This window comes from Corallococcus sp. M7, assembly GCF_054512695.1.
Genome location: NZ_CM137252.1, coordinates 8,385,611 through 8,407,848, shown reverse-complemented (window position 1 = coordinate 8,407,848; position 22,238 = coordinate 8,385,611). Strand labels below are relative to the sequence as shown.

The window sequence follows — 22,238 nt, the reverse complement described above, 5'->3', positions numbered from 1 at the left end:
AGGGGCTGAGTGCCCTTCATGGAAGAGGCTGAGGACATGGCCGCCCTGGGACAAGACCTCGCGGTGGGAGGAAGCGGCCCCCCGTGTTCCGCGCTTGCCTCCGGATATGCCCGCGTCACACCCGCTTAGGGGCCGGGGTGACCTGCGGTACACCGTCACCCGGCTTGCCTCAGGGGCCCCTGCGGATGAGGGGCATCCTGCGCCGCGGAAGAGGGGACATGGATCGCATCGAGGCGATGAAGGTGTTTGTCGCGGCGCTCGACGAGGGCAGCCTGGCGGGCGCTGGCCGCCGGCTCGCGCGCTCGCCGGCCGCCGTGAGCCGTGCCATCGCGTTGCTGGAGCAACACATCGGCGCCGAGCTGCTGCACCGCACCACCCGCACGCTCAAGCTCAGCGAGGCAGGTGAGCGCTATGCGTCCGCGTGTCGCCGCATCCTGGCGGATTTGGAGGAGGCCGAGCTGAGCGCCGCGGGCGAGCGTGTCGCTCCGAGGGGGACGCTCACGATCAGCGCACCACCCATCAGCGGCGAGGAGATCCTGCGGCCCATCCTCGACGCCTACCTGGAGGCCTACCCCGAGGTCTCGGTGAACCTCGTCCTGCTCGACCGGTACGCCAGCCTCGTCGAGGAAGGCATCGATGTCGCGCTGCGCGTCGCCGAGCTGCCCGACTCCTCCCTCGTCGCCGTCCGTGTCGGGGGCGACGTGAAGCGGGTCGTCGTGGCATCGCCGCGCTACCTCGACGGGCATCCGCCCATCCTCGAGCCGGCGGACCTGGGCAAGCACCGGATCATCACCACGACGCACTTCGGGCACGATGCGTGGGTGTTTCCGCCAGCCGCCGGAAGCGCCGTCTCCCGTTCCGTGCACTTCAAGCCGCGGCTCGTGGTCAACAGCGTGCGGGCCGCGCTCGCGTCCGCGGTGGACGGCCACGGCGTGACCCGGCTCTACACGTACCATGTGGCGGAGCGCGTCCAGGATGGCTCGCTGAAGGTCCTCCTGCGCAACGCCGAGCCGTCAGCCCTCCCCGTACACCTCCTCACTCCGCAGGGGCGCATCTCGGTGCCCAAGGTCCGCGCCTTCATGGACTTCGCTGTGCCACGCCTGCGCGCCGAGTTCTCGAGGCTCTCCGTGCAGGCCCAGGCCTTCCAGGGCTGACGGGAAGGGCACCCCGGGCAGGGGCCCCCTTGGGTGCACAGGGGATGGAGACCGCCGGGGCCTTGGCGGTCTCCGTGCGGCTTCACGATGTGCCCGCGGCGCGCCGCTTGCGGAACTCGAGCGCCGGCAAGCCGCCCCAGCCCCAGTCCTCCAGCTCGACCTCCTGGATGACCACGTAGGTCGAGTCGAGGGGCTTGTTCAGCACGTCGAGCAGGAGCTGGCTGGTGCCTGCAATCAGGCGGGCCTTCTCCTCGGGCGTGACGGAGTCCCGGCCGGGGCCGGAGCCCTCACGGGTGATCTGGATGGTGACAATGGGCATGGCAGGCTCCCTTAGCGACCGGCGTTCTGCCCGCCATCGACGTAGAGGATCTCTCCCGTCGCGTAGCTGGCACCCTCGAGGTAGAGCACCGCATCCGTGACGTCGCTGACCTCGCCCATGCGCTTCGAGGGGTTCAAGGTGGCGAGGAACGCGTGGGACTCCGGCGCGTGGATGGGTGTCTTGATGAAGCCCGGGGCGACTGCGTTGACGCGGATACCCCTCCCGGCGAACTCGACCGCGAGCTCGCGGGTCACTGAGCTGATGCCGCCCTTGGTGAGGTTCGCGAGCCCCGTCGGAACGCCCGCGATGGCCTGGTTCACGAAGGGCGTGGTGATGCTGATGATGTGGCCGGAGCCCTGCTTCACCATCTGCACGAGGGCGCGCTGCGTGAGGTGGAAGAAGCCACCGAGGTTGGTCTTGAGCATCGCGGTGAAGTCGTCAGCCGTGTAGTCCGTGAACGGCTTCGCGATGAAGATGCCGGCGTTGTTGACCAGCGTGTCGATGCGCCCGAAGCGCGCAATGGCCTCGTTGACCACGCGCTCGGCGGTAGAGGCATCGCCGATGTCGCCCGCGACGGCGAGCACTTCCGGGTCGCTGCCCTGCTTGATGGAGCGGGAGGTCGCGACGACGCGGTAGCCGCGACCCCGGTATGCCTCGACGAGCCCGGCCCCGATGCCCTGCGACGCGCCCGTGATGATGGCGACCTTCTGATGGGAGTTCATGATCTTTCCCTCGTTGCTACGGCGAGCCGAAGTGCCGCCGTCGGCCCTGGTATGGGCGTCGAGGAGAGATTTATGAGGCGGCGTCCGCTGACTGAATCCCCACCGCCCGGCAGGGACTCTTCCGCCGCGTGGAAGAATCCCGGTGCGCGGTCCGATGCGGCGAATCTCCGCCTACCCCTGGCGCAGGGCGTCGGAGGTGGAGGACCCGCAGCCGGTCGAGGCCGGACGGGAAGCCCGTCGCGGGGACCTCTTTACGGTCCGAGCCGACCTGATGGGCGCTGAAGGAGCGGTGTGGAAGACGCGGGCTGCCCTGTTGCTTGCAGTCCCGCCAGGAGCGGCCACGGCCCCAATGTCTGGCTTACCCGTTGCTCATGTCCTCCCCTCGTGGTCCCAGAGGGAGAGTCAGCGTGAGACGGATGACAGTCGCAGGGATGTGTTTGGGAATAGGTGTGGCGCTCGCGACCCTGAGCGGGTGCGGAGCACCCCTGACAGGGGAAGAAGATTTACATCCGCCAGGGGCGGAGACCGTCGGCACGGAGCGCGCGGCGCTCACGACGCGGACGGTCGTCCTGACGCCCACGGAGGACGCGCATGTGGAGGCCGCGTCCCCGAACGCGAGCTTCGGCGCTTCCTCCACCCTGAAGGTCTCGCGAACCCCCGAGGCGCTGACGTACCTGCGCTTCTCCGGGGCCGAGCTCCCCGTTCCCGGGACGGTGACGTCCGCGAGGCTGCGCCTGTTCGCGATGAACAACGCGGCCCAGGGCGTCGCCGTGCACGACTCGCCGGGCGTGCACATCTGGGACGAAAGCGTGACGTGGAACACCCGGCCGTACTGGAGCGACGCCTGGCTCACCTCGAGCGAGGGGCCCGTGAGGAGCGGGACCTGGGTGGAGCTCGACGTGTCGGGCATCTACATCCCCAGCCGCTACTACAGCGTCGACCTCCTCCTCTCCGCGAAGGGCACGGACAGCCTCACGTTCGGGTCGAGCGAGTCCTTCGAGTACAAGCCGCAGCTCGTCCTCACCGTGGAGTCCGCCGCGGACAACCCGCCGCCGCCGCCCGCGCCGCTCACGCTCTCCGGCGCGCCGGTGCTCTTCGCCGCGAGCGCCGACACGTTCGCCGACGCGGAGAGCCCGGGCACGGCCCAGGGCAGCGCCACGACGTTCAAGGTGGACAGCGCCCCCATGCAGGAGGCCTACCTGCGCTTCCCGGTGCAGGGGCTGACGGAGGCCGTGCAGCGCGCGGTGCTGCGCCTGTACGTGAGCTCGGGGTCGGATGACGGCCCGGCCGTGTACGCGCTGACGGGGCTGCCGTGGAGCGAGGCCAGCGTCACGTGGAGCTCGCGGCCTGCCCGCACGGGCAGCCTGGTGGAGGACGCGCAGGGGCTCGCGACGGGGAGCTGGGTGGACTACGACGTGACGGACCTGGTGCGGGGCAACGGGGACGTGACGTTCGGGCTGTACCCGACCTCCAGTGACGGCGTGACGTTCTTCTCGCGAGAGAGCGCGGATGTGTCGCTGCGTCCCCGGCTGCTCGTCTGGACGGGCGCGGCGAAGACAGCCCCGGCGGACGCGTGCCTGACCCGCTCGGAGTACGTCGAGGTCCCCGTCAGCGCGCTGCACGACACCTACGCCGCGGCGGATGCGCCGGACTCGAAGTTCCAGCACCACGCCTCGCTGCGGGTGGACGCGGATCCCCGCGCGGAGGCCTTCCTCCGCTTTGATGTCCAGTTGCGGCAGGAGCGCATCCAGCGGGTCGCGCTGCGCCTGTATGCCATTGACGGCACGGGCAACGGGCCCCGGCTCTATCGGGCGTCTCCGTTCGACGGGGCGACAACGGACTGGAACCACCGCCCGGCGCCCGTGGGCGAGCCGCTGGTGGACCTGGGGGCCGTCGCGCGGGATGCGTGGGTGGAGCTGGACGTGACGAACACCGTGACGGCCTCCGGGACGTATGCGTTCGCGCTGCTGCCGGACAGCACCAACAGCGTGGGCTTCGTCTCCACGGACGCGGAAGCGCGCCACATCATCGGGGGCGCGCCCCGGCTGGTCATCACGTATGAGAGCAACCCGTTCTGCTCGTACCGGGGCACGCAGCCGTCGGGGACCACGGCCTGGGTGCGCCAGGTGGGAGGGGCGCAGGCGGAGGCTCCTCGTCACGTGGCGCCCGCGCCGGATGGCGGGTTCGCGGTCGTCACCCGGCTCTACGACACGGGGACCCCGCCCGTCCTGTCGGGTCACACCGTCACCCTGCACCGGGCGGATGGCGCCGTCGCGTGGACGCGCTCCTTCCCGCAGGCAGGGGTGCGGTTGGAGAAGGTGGTGGTGACCACGGTGGGCAACGTGCTGGTCGCTGGCAGCTACGACGGGGCACCGGACCTGGGCAAGGGGCCGCTGCCCCAGGGCTCCGGCATGGTGGTGATGAAGCTCACGCCTGACGGCACGGTGGACTGGACGCGCGGCTTCCGGGCCTGGTTCGGTGACCCGAGCGACCCGGAGGACTACTACGACAACCCGATGGAGGTGCTCGACCTGGCCACGGATGCGCACGGCAGCGCGGTGCTCGTCGGCACGTTCTGGGGCTACACGGACTTCGGCGACGGGCCGCTGTATTCGGGCAAGCCGTTCCCGTACGACGACACGTACCCGAACTCCTACGTGCTGAAGCTCCAGTGGGACGGCGCGCACCTCTGGTCGCGCGTGCTGGCTGGGACGTCCCTGGTGGGCACGCGGGCGAACAGCGTCGCCGTGGACGCCAGCGAGGGCGTCATCGTGGGCGGCCAGGCGGGCAGCGACACCGACTTCGGTGGCGGCACTGTCGCGGAGCGCGGAGGCTTCGTCGCCCGGTATGGTGTGGGGGGCGACTTCGGCTGGGCGCGGGTGATGAGCGCGCGCTTCAGCGAGGTGGTTTCCGTGGGCGTGCTGCCCGACCAGCGCATCGCCTTCACGGGGAACTTCAACGGGTACCTGTCGTTCGCCGGCCAGGACTACGTCAGCCGCGAGCCGGAGGAATACGAGGGTGCCCGGGATGCGCTCGTGGGCGTGCTCACCGCGGCGGGTGGGGACGTGGGCTTACGGCAGTTCGCGCACTTCGGGTTCACGGACATGGTGGTGGACGGGGCCGGGAACATCGTGACGACCCAGGACGGCGCGGGGGACCTCGTCGGGCTGGGCGACGTCGGTTGGCGCCAGGACGAACTGCCCCGGCCCACGCTGGCGGCCTTCGGTCCGGGGCTGGAGTCCCGGTGGGTCCGCGTGCTGGGGCTCACGTCCGTGCATGAGCTCCACCTCGCGTCCTCCCCGGACGGCGTCGTGGTGGCGGGCAACCTGAAGGAGGCGCTCGAGATGGACGGCACCTGGTACACGCCACGGTCCCGGCGCTCCGACGTGTTGCTGTTCAAGCTGCGCAAGTAGGCCGCCGTGCCTCGGGGCTCCCGCATCCAAGCGGGGGCCCCGGCGCGAGGACCGCCCAGGCAGCGCGCGCTTGTACTGCCGTTGCGTGCCATCCAGCCGCGTGCTGGAAACCGAGTCACATGGTCAAGAAAAGAGCTGCTCGTCACCCTGGGCGCGAGCGTAGGACGGGCATGAAGTCCTCAACCGAGCCCACCCCCGGCTCCCAATAAAAAGGGTGCCGTGCGGGTGACACTTTCGGGGGACAGGGGTATTTCGTCATCCCGAGAAGGGGGACCCCCATGCTTCCTGAATCCGGGCTGAGCCATTTCACGGCCGTGGTGCTGACGACCGTCGCGACCCTGGCCTCCGCGGCCGGGGAGCCGCCACCCTCGCGGCAGTCCGCCTTCTTCCTGACCCGCAGCGAGAACCGGAACCAGGTCCACTACGCCCTGCGCCTGGACGAGGCCTGCCGCCCCGTGGGGCCGCGTCCCGTGCAGGTTTACTGGCGGATGTTGGAGCGCGGGCCTTCGGAGACGGAGGAGCTGCTGGGCGTCGAGCAGCCCGTGTATGGGCTGGAGGACTCGCAGCAGGTCGAATCCACCGAGGAGGGGGGGCGGGTGCGGGTGAGCCTGCGGGCCTTCCCCTCGCGCCCCATCGACATCACCACCGCGCGGGTCGACGGCAAATGCCAGGTCCAGGCGTGGACGAAGATGGGCAACAACGTCGCCCGGCTGGAGCACGTCTTCGTGAAGACGTCCTGGCCCTTCTCGGTCGACTTCGTGCGGCTGGATGGGGTGGGACCGGATGGGAAGCCGGTCCATGAGCTGATCCGCCAGTGAAGTAGGACTCCCTGCGCTTCCTGTCCTATCGTCAGCGAATGACTCTCCTGGTGCAGTGTGAGTTTCGGGTGCTGCGGTCTGACAATGAGCCGGAGTTCATCCGGTTGGCCCGGGCGTTGGCTACCGCCGCCGCGGATGAGCCGGGAACGTTGCGTTATCAGTGGTTTGTCACACAGCGGCCGGGGCACTACTCGATCCTCGAGGAGTACGTCGACGCTGACGCGGCCGAGACACACAACGGAAATGTGGGAGCACTGCTCGTCGAGCTCTTTTCCGTGGCCGAGCTGGTCGCGGTGTCGTTCTACGGCGAACTCAACAAGTACCTGCGGGACTGGAGCGCTGGCCGGGACGGTGTCTCGATCAATGTCCCGTTGTGACTCCAGCCTTCGGGTTGTGAGTTCAGAGACTGGGTGCTCGATCCGAAGTCCAGATGGTGCGAGCCCATGGGCGGACGCGAGCGGGCGGTGAACCTGCCGCACGCATCGACCGCTGAATGAGGGCATCGCGGCGTTTTTCGCGTGCTAGAGGTCCGGGCGAAAGTCATTGCCTGAGGAGCCCTCGCATGACCTCCACGCCCCCTTCCTCCCGCGTCACTGGAACCGAATACGAACGACTGCTCGCGAGCCTGCGGCGCAAGAGCCCCTGGGCGCTGGCAGGCCGGAACACGGCGGTGGCGCGGGAGGCTCTGGCGCGCGTCCCGGACTCCCGGGTCGACCACGGTCCATGGCGCTCGGTGGTGGATGTCATCGCAGAGCAATGCCGGCTGCACGCGGACCGCGTGGCGCTCTCTGACGGGACCACGGAAACAACCTATGCGCGACTGGACGCGCGCACCCGTGCCCTGGCCTCGAACCTGCGGGCCCGCGGTATCGGACGGGGTGACGTGGTCACGCTCGTGTTGGACCGGGGCCCCGCCTTCGTTGAGCTCGCGCTCGCGGTCTGGAGGGTGGGCGCGGCCTACCTTCCTCTGTCGCCAGCGCATCCGCGGGCCTGGCGGGAGGACATCGTTCGCAGGGTGGGGGCGGCGCTCGTGGCCGGCTTCTCGCCGGACAGCGCGGTGCCAGGGGTTCCCTTCCTGGATGCGGGGGCCGAAGCGGGCTCCGCTCCGTCGCACGAGGACGACGCGGTGCTCGTTCCGGAGGACCTCGCGTACATCATCTGCACGTCCGGTTCGACGGGGGAGCCCAAGCTGGTGATGAGCGAGCATCGCGGGGTCGCCAACCTCCTGCACGCCCAGCGGGACTTCCTGGGCGCGTTGGGGCCGGACACTCGCGCGCTCCAGTACTTCCACCCTTCGTTCGACGCGTCCCTGTTCGACGTCCTGCTGGCGCTGCCCAACGGCGGGCGGCTGGAGACCCTGGATGCGGCACGGCTCTCCGGCGAGCCGCTGGCCCAATTGCTGGTGGCCCGGCGCATCACCCACGCGGTGCTGCCCGCGACGGTGCTGCGCACGCTGCGGCCGGGGGGCTTCCCCGACCTCCAGATGCTGATGAGCGTTGGGGACGTGTGCCTGCCGGAGACCGTCCGGCAGTGGGGCACGCAGCACCACTTCATCAACGGCTATGGCCCCACGGAGGTGACGGTGGCCAGCACGCTCCAGGCCGTGCGCTCCGTGGACGGCGAGCGCGTGCCCATTGGCCGCCCCATCTCGAACTACCACGTGGTCCTGCTCGATGAGCACCTGCGCCCCGTCCCCGATGGAGCCCCGGGGGAGCTGTGCTTCGGAGGCGCCGGGGTCGGACGCGGTTACCTGGGCCTGCCGGGCCTCACCTCCGAGCGGTTCATTCCGGATGCGTTCGGCCCGCATCCGGGAGGACGGCTGTATCGCAGCGGAGACCTGGGCCGGTGGCTGCCGGACGGCACGCTGGAGTTCCTGGGCCGCCGCGACGACCAGGTGAAGATCCGCGGCGCGCGAATCGAGCTGGGCCAGGTGGAGGCGGCCCTGGCCGCGCTGCCGGGCGTGCGGGACGCGGTGGCGCTCGTCGATGGCACGGGGGAGCGTCTGCTGGGCTACGTGATGCCGGTCGCCAACGCGGTGCTGTCGGGCGACGCGGTGCGCGCGGAGCTGCGCCGCCGGCTGCCCGGCTATCTGGTGCCGGACGTGGTGGTGGTGGTGGACGCGTGGCCGCTGAACACGAGCGGCAAGGTGGACCGGGCCCGGCTGCCCCGTCCCCAGCGGCGGGAGCGGACCGGCTACCAGCCGCCGGAGTCCCCCGAGGAAGAGGCCCTGGCGGCCATCGCGGCGGCGCTGCTCGGGATGGAGCGGGTGGGGCGGCATGACGACCTGTTCGAGCTGGGCGGGCACTCGCTGTTCGCGACCCAGCTCGTCGCCCGGGTGCGCCGCGTCCTGGGGGCTCAGTTGGAGTTGAGCGCGGTGCTCCAGTCGCCCACGGTCGCCCAGCTTGCGGCCGGCTTGAAGCAGGGGCAGGGTGGGGTGGACCTGGGGCCTCGCGGAGGCGAGGCGGGCGCCGCCATCGCTCCGTCGTTTGGCCAGGAGCGTGTGTGGTTGATGCACAAGCTCAACCCGGACGCGCGGGCCTACCACACGCAGGCCGTCTTCCGGCTGGCGGGGGCCCTGGACCTCGACGCGCTGCACGCGAGTCTCACGGACATCGTCCGTCGTCACGACGTGATGCGCACCCGCTTCCCGGAGGTGGATGGAGAGCTGCGCTGCGAGCTGGAGCCGCCCTGGGAGGTGGAGGTGCCGCTCCAGGACTTCAGCGGCGTGGGCGAGGATGTGCTGGACGCCCGGGTGGGCGAGGCGGTTCGGGAGGCGGTCCAGACGCACTTCGTGCTGGCGGAGGGCAGGCCGTTCCGCTGGCGGCTGCTGAAGGTCGGCGCGGAGGAGCACCTCCTCGTGCACGTCGAGCACCACGTCGTGCATGACGGCTGGTCGTTCAACGTCTTCGTCCGCGAGCTGATCAACGGCTACTCCGACCATGTGCGCTACGGACAGTCGCGCCGCCCTCCGCTGGCCGTGCAGTACTACGACTACTCGCGCTGGCAGCGGGAGTGGGTGGGCACGGAGGCCGCGAACGCGCAGCGCCGCTTCTGGCGCCAGTCCCTGGAGGGCGCGGAGACGCAGCTCCAGCTCCCGCGCCGCGCGTTGTCCGGGAGCCGGCGCTTCCGTGGGGTGGCGCCCCGGATGGAGCTGGACGCGGAGCTCGCGCGCCGATTGCAGGACCTGGCGGACCGCAACCACACGTCCCTCTTCAACACGCTCCTCGCGGCGTTCTTCGTCCTGTTGCACCGCTACACCGGCTCGCGGGACATCCTCGTCGGGACCGCGGTCGCGAACCGGCGCTGGCAGGACACGGAGAGCCTGCTGGGCATGTTCGTCAACACGGTGGTGCTGCGAGGCCGGCTGCACGAGGACCCCTCCTTCACGGAGTTCCTGGCGCGGGTGCGGCGCAACACGCTGGAGGTCTTCGACCACCAGGAGCTGCCGTACGAGCACATCTTCGCGGAGTCACCCGCGCGGCTTCAGGGCGGGCTCAACCCGTTGATCCAGACGATGTTCAACTTCCATGACTCGTCGGTGGGCTCGCTCGACGCGTCCCCGCTCGACGTCACCATCGTCGAGGGCCTGAGCAACGGCTCCGCCAAGTTCGAGCTGTCCGTCGTCGCGGTGCCCCTCTACGCCGAACCGGGACACATCAGCCGGTTCGCCGGGGACCTGGTGAGCATCCCCCGCTCCGACGGCCCCGTGCGCTCCAGTCCCCGGGCCTCCCTGAGCGGCATCCTGCTCTCGTGGGAGTTCGACTCCGACCTCTTCGACGACTTCTTCGTCACAGGCATGCTGTCCGCGTACCAGCAGTTGCTGCGCTCCATCACCGCCGCGCCGGACACCCGCGTGTCCCGGCTGGCCTTGATGAACGAAGCACAGCAGCGCGCGCTCGTCAGCGTGGGCGCCAGGACGGAGGCTCCCACGTACCGGGTGCATGAGCTGCTGGCCCACTGGACCCGGCTTACGCCCGACGCTCCGGCGGTGAAGGCGGGGGCTTCCGTGCTGACGTACGCAGCACTGACGCGCCGGGCGGAGACCCTGGCGCACCACCTGCGAGACCTGGGCGTGGGCCAGGGGGCGCTGGTGGCGGTGTGCATCCACCGCTCGGCGGAGCTGGTCGTGGCCCAGCTGGGGAGCCTGATGGCGGGGGCTGCCTTCCTCTCGCTGGATCCGAAGGCGCCACCGGCGTACCTGGAGTCGCTCGTCCGGGATGCCGGGGCCCACGCCCTGGTCACCACGGCGGCGCTGTCGGACCGGCTCACCCGCCTTCCCACCGTCGTGCTGGACGACCTTCCCGCGAAGTCCGGTCCGCCGCTGCCCTCGGGAAGTCCGTCGGACCTGGCCTACGTCCTCTACACCTCCGGCTCGACCGGCAAGCCCAAGGGCGTTCAAATCGAACACCGCTCGGTCGTGTCGCTCATGTACCGGACGGCCCTGGCCGAGGACCTGGGCCCGGGCAAGACGATGCTGGCGATGGCGTCGGTCTCCTTCGATGTCTCGGTGCTGGAGGTCTGGGGGGCGCTGTTGAACGGCGCGGCGGTCCACTTCCTGCCGCCGGTCTGGGACGTGCCCACGCTGGCCCGGTGCCTCATCGAGGAGCGCATCACGCATGCGGTGATTCCCCCCGTGGTGTTGCCGCGTCTGGCGGCGGAGGCCCCCGAGTCCTTCGCCGCCCTGGACCGGGTGATCGCGGGCGGGGAGGCCTTTCCCCCGGAGGCGTTCCGCATGCTTCAGCGCGCGGGCTTCACGAAGCTGACGAACGCCTACGGCCCCACGGAGGCCACCGTCATGGCCACTGCCTACAAGCTCGACGAAGGGCATGACCCCGAGGCCACGAACGTGCCCATCGGCCGGGCGCTGCTCAATGCCCACGTCGTCGTGCTCGACGCGGCAGGGCAGGTGGCGCCGCCGGGCGCCGTGGGGGAGATCTGCATCGGAGGGGACGGACTGGCGCGGGGGTACCGGGGCAGGCCGGAGCTCACCGCGGAGCGGTTCGTGCCGGATCCGCTCGCGGCGCATCCGGGCGGGCGGCTCTACCGCAGCGGAGACCTGGGCCGGTGGCTTCCGGGGGGCATCATCGAGTTCCTGGGCCGCCGCGATGAGCAGGTGAAGGTCCGGGGCTTCCGGGTGGAGCTGGCGGAGGTGCGCGCGGCCCTGGCGGAACATCCCGGCGTGGCGGACACCCTCGCGCTCATCGACTCGCGCGCGGAGGAGCCCCGCCTCGTGGGCTATGTGGTGGCCGAGCCGGGAGTCGCGGTGGCCGCGCAGGCCGTGCGCGAGGACCTGGCGCGCAGGCTGCCGGGACACCTGGTGCCCTCGGAGGTCGTGGTCCTGGAGGCGTGGCCGTTGACCCCGCACGGAAAGGTGGACCGCTCCCGGCTGCCCACCACGACCTCACGGAGTCCGGAAGCGCCCTTCACGGCGCCCAGGACCGAGACCGAGGTCCGCATCGCGGCGGTGGTCGCGGAGCTGCTGGGTGTCATCCGGGTGGATGTCCACGAGAGCCTGCTCGCGCTGGGCATGCACTCATTGCAGGCGATGCGGCTGGCCTCGCGGCTGGGGCGGATGATGGGGCGCGAGGTCGGGCTCGCGACCATCCTCATGGGACCCACCGTCGCGCAACTGGCCGCCGCGCTCACCGTGGCGCCGGCCGCACCCACCACGATCAAGCGATTGCCGCGCGCATGACGACCGCGTTCCCGATGTCCTTCGCCCAGCAGCGGCTGTGCTTCCTTCACCGGATGGACCCCACCGGCGCGGCCCACGCCACGGTCCGCTGCCACCGTGTGGCGGGGCCGCTGGACCTGCGAGCCCTGCGGGAGGCCCTGGACGTGCTGGTGGCCCGGCACGAACCGCTGCGGACCGTCTTCCCGCTGGGGACGCAGCAGCACCTCGCGCCGCATGGACAGGCACCTCTCCAGGTCGTGGACGTGGCGACCGAAGCCGAGGCCCTGCGCCATGCGCAAGCCGAGGCGGCCCGTCCATTCGACGTGGAGCGCGGACCGCTGCTGCGGCTCACGGTGCTCCGGCTGGAGCCCCGGACGCACTTCCTGGTCTTCGCGCTGCACCTGCTCGTGGCGGACGGCGGGTCGCTTCAGGTCTTCTCCGAGGACCTGGCCCTCGTGTACCGCGCGGCGGTCCTGGGCGAACCCACGGGCCTGACCGAGCTGCCCGTGCAGTACGTGGACTGGTCCGCCTGGCAGCGCGAACAGCTCACCGCTTCACGGCGCGAGTCCCTGTCGCGCTGGTGGCGCGAGCGGCTGTCCGGCGTTCCCTTGTTCCTGGACCTGGTCGCCCCGCGTCCCGCGCTGGGCCAGGGCCGTCGTGCGCATCGCGTGCTGCCCGCCGCCCTTGTCCGGTCCGTGCACGCCCTGGCGAGCGCTGAACGTCAGACGGTGTTCACGGTGCTGGCTGCCGCGTGCGGCCTCGTGCTCGGTCAGCGTGCGGGACGTGAGCGGGTGTTGCTGGGGCTGGCCGTGGCCAACCGGGACCTGCCCGAGGTCGAGCGCGTGCTCGGGTTCTTCGTCAACACCGTCGTGCTGGACGTGGACCTGCGCGGCGACCCCGACTTCCGCCAGCTGCTCACGAGGGTGGCCGCTTCCACGGCGGACGCGTACGCCCACAAGGACCTGCCCTTCGAGCAGCTCGTGGCGGACCTGTCGCCTCCCAGGGACCCCACGCGGTCTCCCGTGGTCCAGGTGAACTTCGCCTACCATCCGCCCCACACGGCGGGAGCGCTGGCCCTGCACGGCTGCGAGGTGACGGAGCTGCTGTTGGACCTCCCCTCCGCGAAGTTCGAGCTCACCCTGCGGGTCGAGGAGCGCGCCGACGGCCTGTTCACGCTGTGGGCCGAGTTCGATGAGAGTCTTTTCGACCTGGCGTTCATCGAGGGCCTGCTGGCGGCCTACGAAGAGGTCCTGCGGACCTTGAGCCCCGGCGCACGCGTGACGCGCCTGCGTCCGCCCCCGACCGCGACGGAGGCACACCTGACCCGCATCTTCGCCGACGTGCTGAAGGTCGCTTCGGTCGACCCGTACGACGACTTCTTCCGGCTCGGCGGCCACTCCCTCCAGTTGATTGAAATCGCGGCCCGGGTCCGGACCGAGCTGGGCCGGGACCTGGGAGTGCGTGAGCTGTATCAGCATCCCACCGTGGCGGGCGCCGCCGCCCTGCTGACACGAACAGGAGCCTCCCAATGAGCAATTCCTATCCGTTTCCCAAGGACTGGCAGCATCCGTTGGAGCCTCCCGCCGAATACAAGCGATTGAGGCAAGAGGCGCCGGTGTGTCCGGTCCGGCTGTTCAACGGCAACACGGCATGGTTGGTCAGTCGCTATCAGGACGTGCTCGCGGTCCTGAGCGATACGCGGATGGTCCTGGACTCCACGCTGCCGGGGTTCCCGCACATCTCCGCCTCCTCGGCGGCCCGGCAGGAGCGGACCCTGCCTTTCTTCTTCCGCCCGGACGCGGAGTACCGGGTGCAGCGGGCCATGCTCGTGCAGGAGTTCCTGCCCCGGCGGATGGAGGCCCTGCGGCCGCGAATCCAGCGCACCGTGGATGAGGCGCTCGACGCGATGCTGGCGGGCCCGCGGCCCGTGGACCTGATGGCCACGTTCGCGCTGCCTGTCGCCATCCGCGTCATCTGCGACCTGCTCGGGGTGCCCCACGACGGCGCGGAGCGCCTGCACGTCCTCAGCCGGACCATCGGCTCCCGGGCCTCGTCGCGCGAGGAGGCGATGGCGGCCCTGGCCGGACTGGATGACGTCTTCCTGGCGCTGGTGGAGGCGAACCTGCGTGAGCCGACGGACACGCTCATCGGCCGGGTCGTGTCCGAGCAGGTGGCGACGGGCAAGCTGAGCGCCCCGGATGCCACCGCCATGTTCCATGCGCTGTTCTACGCGGGCCACGGGCCGCCCGCGTACATGTTCGGCCTGGGCACGCTGGCGCTGCTGCTGGACCCGGAGCAGCTGGCGAAGTTCCGCGCGATGGAGGACCCGGCGGCCATCACCGCGGCCGTCCAGGAGCTCCTGCGCTTCGTCAACGTCTCGCACCTGGGCCGGCAACGCGTGGCCACGGTGGACGTCACCCTTGGCGGCCAGCTCATCCGCGCCGGTGAAGGCATCCTCGCCCAGCCGGACTCCGCCAACCGCGACGAGACGGTCTTCGAAAATCCGGACCGGCTGGACCTCCAACGCGAAGTGCACCGTCACTTCGCCTTCGGCCATGGCATCCACCTGTGCACGGGGCGGGCGCTGTCGCTCATCGAGTTCGAGGTGGTCTTCAAGACGCTCTTCCAGCGCATCCCCACGCTGCGGCTGGCCGTGCCAGCGGAGGAGATCCGCTTCAAGAAGGATGAGAACCTGCTCGGCGTGCATGAGCTGCCTGTCACCTGGTAGGCGCAACAGCCGGAACCGGCGGCGCACGAGGATGGCGTGCGCCGCCAGGCACTTGCTTCAGTGTCCCCAGGTCCCCGAGTTCCAGAGCGGGGTGACGCCGTCCTTGTCGTAGACGACGAGGTTGCCGTCGTTCTGGAGGACCAGGGAGGCGCCCGGATGTACCCAGGACATGCTGGACCAGACCGCCTGGCCGACGGTCGGGGTGTTCGTGCGGTAGAGCACGAAGTTGCCGTCGTCCTGCATGTGGGCCGACACGGCCCCCTGGCCCGCGGTGTTCGACGTCCACAGGGCGCTCTGCCCGAACCAGAGGACGAGGTTCCCATCGTTCTGAAGGACGAGCGAGAACCGGCGGTCGTTCGACACCATGGACTGTCCCAGCGAGAGGCCCTGGCCGGCGACGAGGAGGCTCGGGCCCACGCCCACGGCCTGCCAGGCGGCGGTCACGGAGGCGATGTCCGCCGCGCTGTACCCGAGCTGCGCGGCGGCCTGCTCCGTGGCCAGCTTCGCGTCGGCGAACGTGGCCATCGTCTTGCCAAGCAGCAGCACCGTGTTGGCCCGGTGGAAGATCTGGGCCGCCTTGGCGATGCCGATTCCGCGCACGGCGATGGAGGAGCGGCCTCGTGGGTGCTGGCCGCCCTGGGACAGCAGATAGAACGCCAGGTTGGGGATGCCCGAGCTGTAGTGGACGTCGGTGAACGGGCTGAAGGTCTGGTCGAAGTAGTCCAACGACTGCCCATCCAGCCGCGGGTCGTTCATGTAGCGGAGGGCATCGCCAGACGTGGAGGGCGTATAGATTTCCTCCGCGCACTTCCAGGTATTGGCATTCACCACCTGGCCGTTGCGGTACCACTCACAGACACTGCCCATGATGTCGGACATCGACTCGTTCAGGGCACCGGGCTCGGCGAAGTACAACAGGTTGGAGGTGGAGATGGTGAGCCCATGGGTCACCTCATGCGCCGTCACGTCCAGCGCGTTGACCATGCTGCCGAACGTCACGCCGTCGCCATCCCCGTACAGCATCTGATTCTTCGAGCCGCTCCACGCCGCGTTGGCGTAGCCGTAGCCGTAGTGCACCGAGCTGACGAGCCTGGAGCCCGCGCCGTCATAGGAGTCGCGGTTGAAGAGGTTCTTGTAGCAGTCGTAGGTCGTCCCGAGCAGGTCGTAGTTGGTATTGACCGTGGGGTCCGCGACCGCCGCGCCGCCCTCCGCCCGGACGAGGGTTCCCGGGAGGTTCGCGGAGCCGCCGTGGTTGACGTCGTACACCGCCCGGTTCTTGAGCGTGTAGATGTTCGGCAGCCGCTGCACGACCGACCCGCTCACGGCGTTGATGATGACGTCCTCATCCACCGCCATGCCGCCCTGGCTCCGCCCCGTCACGTTCACGCGGTACACGAGGTCCAGCTTCTCGCCCGCCGGCCAGTAGGCCATCCGCGGATGCGTCTCCACCTCGACCCGGTCGAGCCGCGAGGAGTCCTGCCGGGCCACCGCGATGGCCTCCTCGGGACTGAGCCGCGCGTCTCGCGGCGCGTCGAGATCGGCGCGAGCGTTGCCGTGAACCGCGTAGACGGCGTCATTCCTCGAGTGGAGGACGAGCGCGGCGCCCAGGACCTCGCGGCCATGCTTGCGCTGCGCATAGACGAAGTGCCGGTCACCCATGCCATCCGTGACGGCCCGCTGGAAGGCGAGCTCCGCGGGATCCGCGTGGAACACCTTGCTCACCGCCAGGAGGGAAGGGCGCAGCGCGCTGACCTCCGCCTCCTCGGTCCGCTCCTTCCCGCCGAGCCGCAGCTGGCCGAAGTTCCCATTCGCGAACGTGGGCACATGGCCCTCGTCGGCGCCCACCACCTGGAGTCCGGAAATCGTGACGCCCCATGCGTCCGGGTCGGCGCCGGTGCGCTGCTCGTGATCTTCCATTCCCTGGCAGGCCGAAAGGCCGACCAGGATGCCCAGGGTCGCGAGGCCCCGAATTCGATGCGTGGTCATCATGTGAACTCTCGTCTCCTGCCGCTTTTCGTTGCGTTGTGATTCAATGCCGCTCAATCCCTCAAGGAGAGACATGCCATGAAGAGCTTCCTGGGTGTGCTGACGGTGCTTGTCGTCCCGGTGCTGGTGGCTTGTGGTGGATTGGAGCCTGTCGAGGCGCCGGAGCTGGGGCAGCAGTCGAGTGCCCTCGTCACGTGCTCACAAACCTGTCCGGATGGTTCGACGGTGTCTTGTGAGGGGAACACCTGTTCGGTGCAGGCGGACTCCGTCGAGTGCGATGGCTTCTACAACATCTGCCTTCCATCCACTCCCCTCTGTGGGCTGAACAATCGCTGTAGCAAGCTCGCGGGGACCCCGTGTTCGCCCGTGGGCGGGACGCGGAGTTGCTGTCTGCCGGGCCACCCCAATCCCAATTGCTACTGTACGCCCCTGGGCGTCTGGGCCTGCAGCGCGCTGTGACGCGCGCGGGTCCCGCGGACTCGCCCCCCGCCAGCACGGCGCTGGCGGGAGGCGGTCACGACACGGACATCAGTCGCTGACCCAGCAGAACCACTTGTTGAAAGGGACATCCTGGCAGTAGCACTCCCCCAGAGCGCCATTGGCCCAATAACAGCTGTTCGACGTGTCGTAGACACAGGGGCGGGTCTGGAGCGTCTCACAGCTGTTGGCGAGCGCCGCGGAGTCCTGACCGAGCGACGCTCCGCTCTCGGCGTCCTCCGTCACTTCGGTGCCACCACAGCCCATTCCAAAGACAGAGACGACCGCGGCCATCGCGAGCCCACGAAGAAGCATGGTGCCACTCCCTTTCGCTGAAGAGGCGCTTCAGTTGCTCAGGCAGACCCACTTGTTGGCGGGGATCTCCTGACAGAAGCACTCGCCAAAGGTGCCATTGGCCCACTGGCAGCCCGTCTCCGCCCCCGGAGTACAGCGGCGGGTCTGGAGCGTCTCACAGCTGCTGAGGGCCTCGGCGGAGACCTGGCCGGACTGCGCGCCGCTCTCGGCACCGTCGGTCACTTCCGCGCCACCACAGCCCACTCCGAAGATGGAGACGACGGCGAACATCGCGAACCCACGAAGCAACATCTGGCACTCCCTTTCGATGGTGAGAGGCCGATGCAACTGCAGACGAAAGAGTTGGTCAAGGTTTACATGGAAAGCCGCGATGTCATTGAAAAGCTACGGATGGAGCGGTCTCAGCGTTTGAGATGGCGGTTCGTCAGCAGGCTCAGCAGAACGCCCGCGAGCAGCGCGGTGCCTCCCAATAGCAGCCGCTGGGTGAGGGGCTCTCCGAGCAGCAGCACCGCGCCCACCGCCGCGATGACGGGGACGGACAGTTGCACCACCGCTGCGCGCGCGCTGCTCAGGTGTGGCAGTGCTGCGTACCAGAGGCTGTAGCCCACGCCCGAGGCGAGCGCGCCTGAGGTGACCGCGAGCAAGAGCCCCTTCGGCGACGGGTGAGGGGCCGCGTCCAGCGCGAGGGTGAGCATCACGAGTGCCAGGGCCAGCGGCACGCTGCGCACGAAGTTGCCGGCCGTTGCCGCGAGCGGGTCCGTGCTCCCACGTCCCCTCAGGCTGTAGATGCCCCACGCCGCGCCCGCCGTGGCCATGAGCCCGGCGCCGAGCGCATCCGGGGCGCTCGCTCCAGGAAGCGTGAGCCCCGCGAGCCCCAGGAGCGCCACCGCGAGTCCCGCCCACTCGAGCGCGCGCGGCCGCTCACCGCGCGCGAGCCCCGCCGCGAGCATGGTGAGCTGCACGCAGCCGAAGAGCAGCAGGGCGCCCACGCCCGCCCCGATGCGTACGTACGCGAAGCTGAAGCCGGCCGCGTACACGAAGAGCGCGAGCGCCGAGGCCCAGCTCCCGTGCCCCGTCGCCCTGTGACTGCCCAGCCGCAGCCGCAGCAGCAGCGCGAGCACCAGCGCTCCTGACGCAAGCCGCACCAGCGTGAACGAGCCCGCGTCGATGCCGCGCGCCGCGCCACCCGAGAGGGCCGCGCGGCACAGCAGCGAGTTCGCGGCGAAGCCCAGGAGGGCAAGCAGGGTGAGGAGGGGCGTGCTCACGCGGCAGGGGCATAGCGGGCGGCGTGACGCGCGTCACGTCCCCGGACATGGAAGTGTTCCATCGCGGGGGGGCTGCGCACCCGCGGTCTCGTGCTCACGCGCGAGCCGCTGCCTGCCTGGACGGCCTCGTCGCGGGCCTCGACTTCTTGTGTGACGGGAAGATGGAGCCCGCCGGGAGTGAAGGGGCATGCTGGCACCGGGCCTGAAACACGCCTTCCGCACATTGGGGAGCGTGTAGGTGTGGTTTCTCTCCGATGCGCCTTGCCCGCGTCAGGGGCGCGCCCGAAAATGCCCGGCCATGCGTTTAATCCTGATGACGGTGCTGTGTGCCTCCGTGTTGGCGGGGTGCAAGAAGGACGACTCGAAGGCCGGAGCGCTGAACGTCACCCTCGAGTACAGCGGCTTCACGAAGGGCTGCGTCACGGTGACCGCCACGGACGCGGCCAACGCGGCGAACACGAGCAGCCTCAACGTGACGATCCCCGGCAAGACAGAGGGCACCGTATCGGTGGCGGTGTTCCGGAAGAAGGACTGGGGCCGCGTGCTGAACGTGACGACGCAGCTGCACGAGGTCAAGTGCTCGGCGGACACCGCGGTGGGCGCCCCGCAGCAGAAGGAGGCGACGGTCCCCGAGGAGGGCACGGTGGACGTGGCCTTCAACGTGAAGGCCCTCGACGTGGATGACGACGGCTACTTCAGCAGCGAGGACGCTGAAGGGGTCGTCAGCGGCTCCGACTGCAAGGACGGGGACCGCACCGTGAACCCCGCCGCCAAGGAGGTATGCAACGGCAAGGATGACAACTGCGTCTCCGGGGAGTCGGACGCGGACGACAAGCCGACCTGGTACATGGACGGGGATGGGGACGGCTACGGAGACGTCGCGGTGCAGGCCTGTTCCCAACCTGCTGGGGCCGTGGCTCTGGGCAAGGACTGCAACGACGGCAATGCGCAGATCCGGCCGGGTCGGGCAGAGCTCTTCTGCGATGGCGCGGATGACAACTGCGATGGAGACGAGGACGAGAACTTCAACCTCGAAAGTGATTGCGAGGCTGAGCTCAAGTGCGCTGGCAAGGTCAGGTGTGCCAGCATCCCGAGCCAGCCGACGGTCTGTACGCGGGTCGAGGAGCCGGTGACCTGGTACGTGGACAGCGACGGCGACGGCTTTGGGGGCCAGGCGGTGGCGGGGCAGGCCTGTGAGTCGCCCGTGGCGGGCGGTGTCTCCCCCTCCCAGGATTGCGATGAGAGCTCTGTCTACGTCCGGAATGGGCTGCCGGAGGTCTGTGACCGGCTGGACAACAACTGCTCCAACACGGTGGACGAGGGGTGTGGGCCCCTCACCTGGGCGGCGAGCACGTCAGTGGGTGGAACCGATAATCTGAAGGCCATCGCTCTTTACGACGAAGGGCGGAAGGGCTGGTTGGTCGGTACAAACAATCTCGTCCATTACGATTTCACGACCGGCACTCCGACGTCGTATACGCATGGTTCCTGCCAGGATACCTGGACGGCGGCATGGGCGTCCGCGGACGGACGGGTCTTTACTGTCGCGGAGTCAGGGAAGCTGATGACCCGGCTCTTCAACAGTGACCCAAATTGTTTTGAGGTCACCGCGCCTGGCTCGCCGGCGTTGTATGGCATCACGGGTATTGGGCAGTCCGGCGGCGATGCCACTGTCTATGCGGTCTCTAGTAATGGCAAGACTTTCAAGTGGACGCCTCCCTACGGTCAGGCAGGTGCTCTTTCTAGTTTCGGCAACGCAGGTGACAACCTTCGTGCGATCGGGAGCGCCGGGTCCGAGGGCACGTTGTTTGCCGTGGGTGGGAATGGCAGCGACAAGGCGGTTGCCTACCGCTATGATACGGGAAACTCTCAGTGGGTTTCAGACCCCTTGGGCGGGAGTTTCGACGGATTCCTCAAAGGCATCCATGTGACGGACAGCCGCTTTGCTTATGCAGCAGGCGATAATGGACTGGTCTTCAAGAGGAGTGGGGGCAGCTGGACTTCTCTGGGGCCCGTCGTCGAGTCGGACGGAACAACGAAGGTCCAGATTCGGGACATCCTCGCCTTCAGTGAGAAGGGCATCTACGTCGCCGCCGCCAATGGGAAGATTCTTTTCTACAACGGCTCCGCGTGGACCTCCGTGTACACAGGCACACCCCCGCTGTACTCGCTGGATGGTCCCTCGCCCACGCGTGTCGTGGCGGCGGGCGAGGGTGGCAATGTCGTGAGCTTCACGGCTCCCTGAGCCTCCTGGACCCGACGCCCCTGCTCCAGGCGCTGTTTGATTCACTCCAGGCTCGGCCACGGCCGGAAGACGTGGCCGACCTGGTGTCTCAGCTGGCGAAGGACCTGTCCCGCGAGGAGCGGGCGGTGCTGGAGCAGGCGGCGCGCGGTGCCTCGCGGCGGGGGCTTCAACAGCTCACCTCCATGTCGGAGGGCTTCCTCCGCCAGTGGCCCCCGAGCGTCAGGCGCGCAAGGCGATGGAACTCTTCCGGACCGCCCGCGAGCTGAGCCCCGCTGAGTGCGCGGACGTGGAGAAGGTCCGCGCGCTGGTGCGGCAGCTCGCGGCGGAGATCCACAAGACGCCCGGCCAGAGTGACTTCAAGGCGGACCGGCTGGCGCGCCAAGCTCGCAAGGCGTCCGGCCTGGAGCTGTCCCGGCGGCGCTACAACAAGCTGTTCCGCTTCGTCTGCCGCTTTGAGCGCAAGGTGGAGCAGCTTGCCCTGGATCAGCGCAAGTACGAGGCGATGCGCATCGCGAAGGCGAGCCTGGCCACGCGCATCCGCTGGACGGACTTCGCCGCTTCACCGGAGGCCGCGTGCTTCGTGTCCTACTTCTCCGCCCGCTGCAATCGCCGCAGCGTCTTCACCTCGCAGTCGCAGGACGCGCCGTTCGACGACGTGGCCCGCATGCTGCTCGCGCGCTTCCGCCGCAAGCCCCGCCGCAAGGGCTGGCTCGCCATCGCCCACGCCATGCCGGACCTGGACATCGTGCATCACCTGGCCGGCGTGGACCGGCGGGTGCTCTTCGGCACGTGGACGGCGGTGCCGCGAGACCTGGGTGCGCAGCGAGTTCAACCGCGTCACGATGATCGTCTCGCGAGGGGATGACTCCAACACCTGGAACGCGCTCGCGGGCGCCTGGAACGCGTCCCGCCAGGGTTGGCTTTCACTGGTGCACGGCGTCATCGTCTGGCACCTGGAGCTCGCGGCGATGCTGCGCAAGGCGGGGTGGTTCTCCGGCAAGCCCTGCGATTGATGCTCGGGGCCCGGGCCCTCCATGCTGGCGCGGCTCCAGGGGAGCTCAGCAGGAGCGCAGTAGGCTCTCATCCGGCTGGACGCAGGTTCGAGCCCTGCCCCTGGAGCGC

The 22,238-nt window shown here is 69.4% G+C and carries 17 protein-coding genes and 1 tRNA gene; 12 read left to right on the top strand and 6 right to left on the bottom strand.

Annotated features, from left to right (window positions below; translation table 11 throughout):
* Positions 1–218: 218 nt before the first annotated feature.
* Positions 219–1,154 carry a LysR family transcriptional regulator gene (locus ACX114_RS33680; protein ID WP_459291431.1) on the top strand — a complete coding sequence of 312 codons (936 nt, stop codon included), beginning with the start codon at positions 219–221 and terminating at the stop codon, positions 1,152–1,154.
* 82 nt (positions 1,155–1,236) lie between these two features.
* Here the strand turns inward: ACX114_RS33680 and ACX114_RS33675 are convergent, their stop codons facing one another.
* Both ACX114_RS33675 and ACX114_RS33670 read right to left on the bottom strand, forming a co-directional pair.
* The gene (locus tag ACX114_RS33675) at positions 1,237–1,473 is read right to left on the bottom strand and encodes a tautomerase family protein (RefSeq protein WP_120556902.1); all 237 of its coding nucleotides are present in this window, start codon (positions 1,471–1,473) and stop codon (positions 1,237–1,239) included.
* Between the two features lie 11 nt (positions 1,474–1,484).
* The gene (locus ACX114_RS33670) at positions 1,485–2,195 is read right to left on the bottom strand and encodes an SDR family NAD(P)-dependent oxidoreductase (RefSeq protein WP_459291430.1); all 711 of its coding nucleotides are present in this window, start codon (positions 2,193–2,195) and stop codon (positions 1,485–1,487) included.
* A 416-nt stretch (positions 2,196–2,611) separates the two neighbouring features.
* On the opposite strand from ACX114_RS33670, the gene ACX114_RS33665 reads away from it, so the two are divergent.
* The 6 genes from ACX114_RS33665 (at position 2,612) to ACX114_RS33640 (ending at position 14,828) form a co-directional block, all read left to right on the top strand.
* Positions 2,612–5,608 carry a CBM96 family carbohydrate-binding protein gene (locus ACX114_RS33665; protein ID WP_459300343.1) on the top strand — a complete coding sequence of 999 codons (2,997 nt, stop codon included), beginning with the start codon at positions 2,612–2,614 and terminating at the stop codon, positions 5,606–5,608.
* A 278-nt stretch (positions 5,609–5,886) separates the two neighbouring features.
* Positions 5,887–6,426, top strand: coding sequence for a DUF4833 domain-containing protein (locus ACX114_RS33660; protein ID WP_459291429.1), 540 nt, complete (start codon positions 5,887–5,889; stop codon positions 6,424–6,426).
* Positions 6,427–6,464: 38 nt separating this feature from the next.
* Positions 6,465–6,803 (top strand): putative quinol monooxygenase, encoded by a 339-nt coding sequence (locus ACX114_RS33655; protein ID WP_459291428.1) that lies wholly within the window; start codon positions 6,465–6,467, stop codon positions 6,801–6,803.
* 185 nt (positions 6,804–6,988) lie between these two features.
* Entirely contained in the window at positions 6,989–12,121 is a 5,133-nt protein-coding gene (locus tag ACX114_RS33650; RefSeq protein WP_459291427.1) for an amino acid adenylation domain-containing protein, read from the top strand.
* Positions 12,118–13,632, top strand: a complete 1,515-nt coding sequence (locus ACX114_RS33645) for a condensation domain-containing protein (protein ID WP_459291426.1) — start codon at positions 12,118–12,120, stop codon at positions 13,630–13,632. The genes ACX114_RS33650 and ACX114_RS33645 overlap by 4 nt, the downstream gene beginning before the upstream one ends.
* Positions 13,629–14,828: a cytochrome P450 gene (locus ACX114_RS33640; protein WP_459291425.1), complete on the top strand. Its 1,200-nt coding sequence runs from the start codon at positions 13,629–13,631 to the stop codon at positions 14,826–14,828. Before ACX114_RS33645 ends, ACX114_RS33640 begins: the two co-directional genes overlap by 4 nt.
* Before the next feature lie 57 nt (positions 14,829–14,885).
* Here the strand turns inward: ACX114_RS33640 and ACX114_RS33635 are convergent, their stop codons facing one another.
* A complete protein-coding gene (locus ACX114_RS33635) occupies positions 14,886–16,817 on the bottom strand; it encodes a M4 family metallopeptidase (RefSeq protein ID WP_459291424.1) in 1,932 nt (643 codons plus the stop codon).
* 75 nt (positions 16,818–16,892) lie between these two features.
* On the opposite strand from ACX114_RS33635, the gene ACX114_RS33630 reads away from it, so the two are divergent.
* Positions 16,893–17,273: a hypothetical protein gene (locus ACX114_RS33630; RefSeq protein WP_459291423.1), complete on the top strand. Its 381-nt coding sequence runs from the start codon at positions 16,893–16,895 to the stop codon at positions 17,271–17,273.
* 69 nt (positions 17,274–17,342) lie between these two features.
* Here the strand turns inward: ACX114_RS33630 and ACX114_RS33625 are convergent, their stop codons facing one another.
* From ACX114_RS33625 to ACX114_RS33615, 3 genes are all read right to left on the bottom strand, one after another.
* Entirely contained in the window at positions 17,343–17,606 is a 264-nt protein-coding gene (locus tag ACX114_RS33625; RefSeq protein ID WP_459291422.1) for a hypothetical protein, read from the bottom strand.
* Positions 17,607–17,636: 30 nt separating this feature from the next.
* Entirely contained in the window at positions 17,637–17,897 is a 261-nt protein-coding gene (locus ACX114_RS33620; protein WP_459291421.1) for a hypothetical protein, read from the bottom strand.
* A 110-nt stretch (positions 17,898–18,007) separates the two neighbouring features.
* Complete coding sequence (locus ACX114_RS33615; RefSeq protein ID WP_459291420.1) at positions 18,008–18,871, bottom strand: DMT family transporter; 864 nt, start codon at positions 18,869–18,871, stop codon at positions 18,008–18,010.
* A gap of 298 nt (positions 18,872–19,169) precedes the next feature.
* Here ACX114_RS33615 and ACX114_RS33610 point away from each other — a divergent pair, with 298 nt between their 5' ends.
* From ACX114_RS33610 to ACX114_RS33595, 4 genes are all read left to right on the top strand, one after another.
* On the top strand, positions 19,170–21,116 hold the full coding sequence (locus tag ACX114_RS33610) for a MopE-related protein (protein WP_459291419.1): 1,947 nt from the start codon (positions 19,170–19,172) through the stop codon (positions 21,114–21,116).
* Between the two features lie 235 nt (positions 21,117–21,351).
* Positions 21,352–21,981: a hypothetical protein gene (locus tag ACX114_RS33605; RefSeq protein ID WP_459291418.1), complete on the top strand. Its 630-nt coding sequence runs from the start codon at positions 21,352–21,354 to the stop codon at positions 21,979–21,981.
* A complete protein-coding gene (locus ACX114_RS33600) occupies positions 21,959–22,129 on the top strand; it encodes a hypothetical protein (RefSeq protein ID WP_459291417.1) in 171 nt (56 codons plus the stop codon). The genes ACX114_RS33605 and ACX114_RS33600 overlap by 23 nt, the downstream gene beginning before the upstream one ends.
* A 34-nt stretch (positions 22,130–22,163) precedes the next feature.
* Positions 22,164–22,235, top strand: a tRNA-Glu gene (locus ACX114_RS33595).
* The last annotated feature ends 3 nt before the right edge of the window (positions 22,236–22,238 follow it).

Bases quoted from the DNA above. Each gene is read 5' to 3' on its own strand.
- ACX114_RS33680 (WP_459291431.1), top strand. From the start codon at position 219: ATGGATCGCATCGAGGCGATGAAGGTGTTTGTCGCGGCGCTCGACGAG.
- ACX114_RS33675 (WP_120556902.1), bottom strand. From the start codon at position 1,473: ATGCCCATTGTCACCATCCAGATCACCCGTGAGGGCTCCGGCCCCGGC.
- ACX114_RS33670 (WP_459291430.1), bottom strand. From the start codon at position 2,195: ATGAACTCCCATCAGAAGGTCGCCATCATCACGGGCGCGTCGCAGGGC.
- ACX114_RS33665 (WP_459300343.1), top strand. From the start codon at position 2,612: ATGACAGTCGCAGGGATGTGTTTGGGAATAGGTGTGGCGCTCGCGACC.
- ACX114_RS33660 (WP_459291429.1), top strand. From the start codon at position 5,887: ATGCTTCCTGAATCCGGGCTGAGCCATTTCACGGCCGTGGTGCTGACG.
- ACX114_RS33655 (WP_459291428.1), top strand. From the start codon at position 6,465: ATGACTCTCCTGGTGCAGTGTGAGTTTCGGGTGCTGCGGTCTGACAAT.
- ACX114_RS33650 (WP_459291427.1), top strand. From the start codon at position 6,989: ATGACCTCCACGCCCCCTTCCTCCCGCGTCACTGGAACCGAATACGAA.
- ACX114_RS33645 (WP_459291426.1), top strand. From the start codon at position 12,118: ATGACGACCGCGTTCCCGATGTCCTTCGCCCAGCAGCGGCTGTGCTTC.
- ACX114_RS33640 (WP_459291425.1), top strand. From the start codon at position 13,629: ATGAGCAATTCCTATCCGTTTCCCAAGGACTGGCAGCATCCGTTGGAG.
- ACX114_RS33635 (WP_459291424.1), bottom strand. From the start codon at position 16,817: ATGATGACCACGCATCGAATTCGGGGCCTCGCGACCCTGGGCATCCTG.
- ACX114_RS33630 (WP_459291423.1), top strand. From the start codon at position 16,893: ATGAAGAGCTTCCTGGGTGTGCTGACGGTGCTTGTCGTCCCGGTGCTG.
- ACX114_RS33625 (WP_459291422.1), bottom strand. From the start codon at position 17,606: ATGCTTCTTCGTGGGCTCGCGATGGCCGCGGTCGTCTCTGTCTTTGGA.
- ACX114_RS33620 (WP_459291421.1), bottom strand. From the start codon at position 17,897: ATGTTGCTTCGTGGGTTCGCGATGTTCGCCGTCGTCTCCATCTTCGGA.
- ACX114_RS33610 (WP_459291419.1), top strand. From the start codon at position 19,170: ATGCGTTTAATCCTGATGACGGTGCTGTGTGCCTCCGTGTTGGCGGGG.
- ACX114_RS33605 (WP_459291418.1), top strand. From the start codon at position 21,352: ATGGAACTCTTCCGGACCGCCCGCGAGCTGAGCCCCGCTGAGTGCGCG.
- ACX114_RS33600 (WP_459291417.1), top strand. From the start codon at position 21,959: ATGATCGTCTCGCGAGGGGATGACTCCAACACCTGGAACGCGCTCGCG.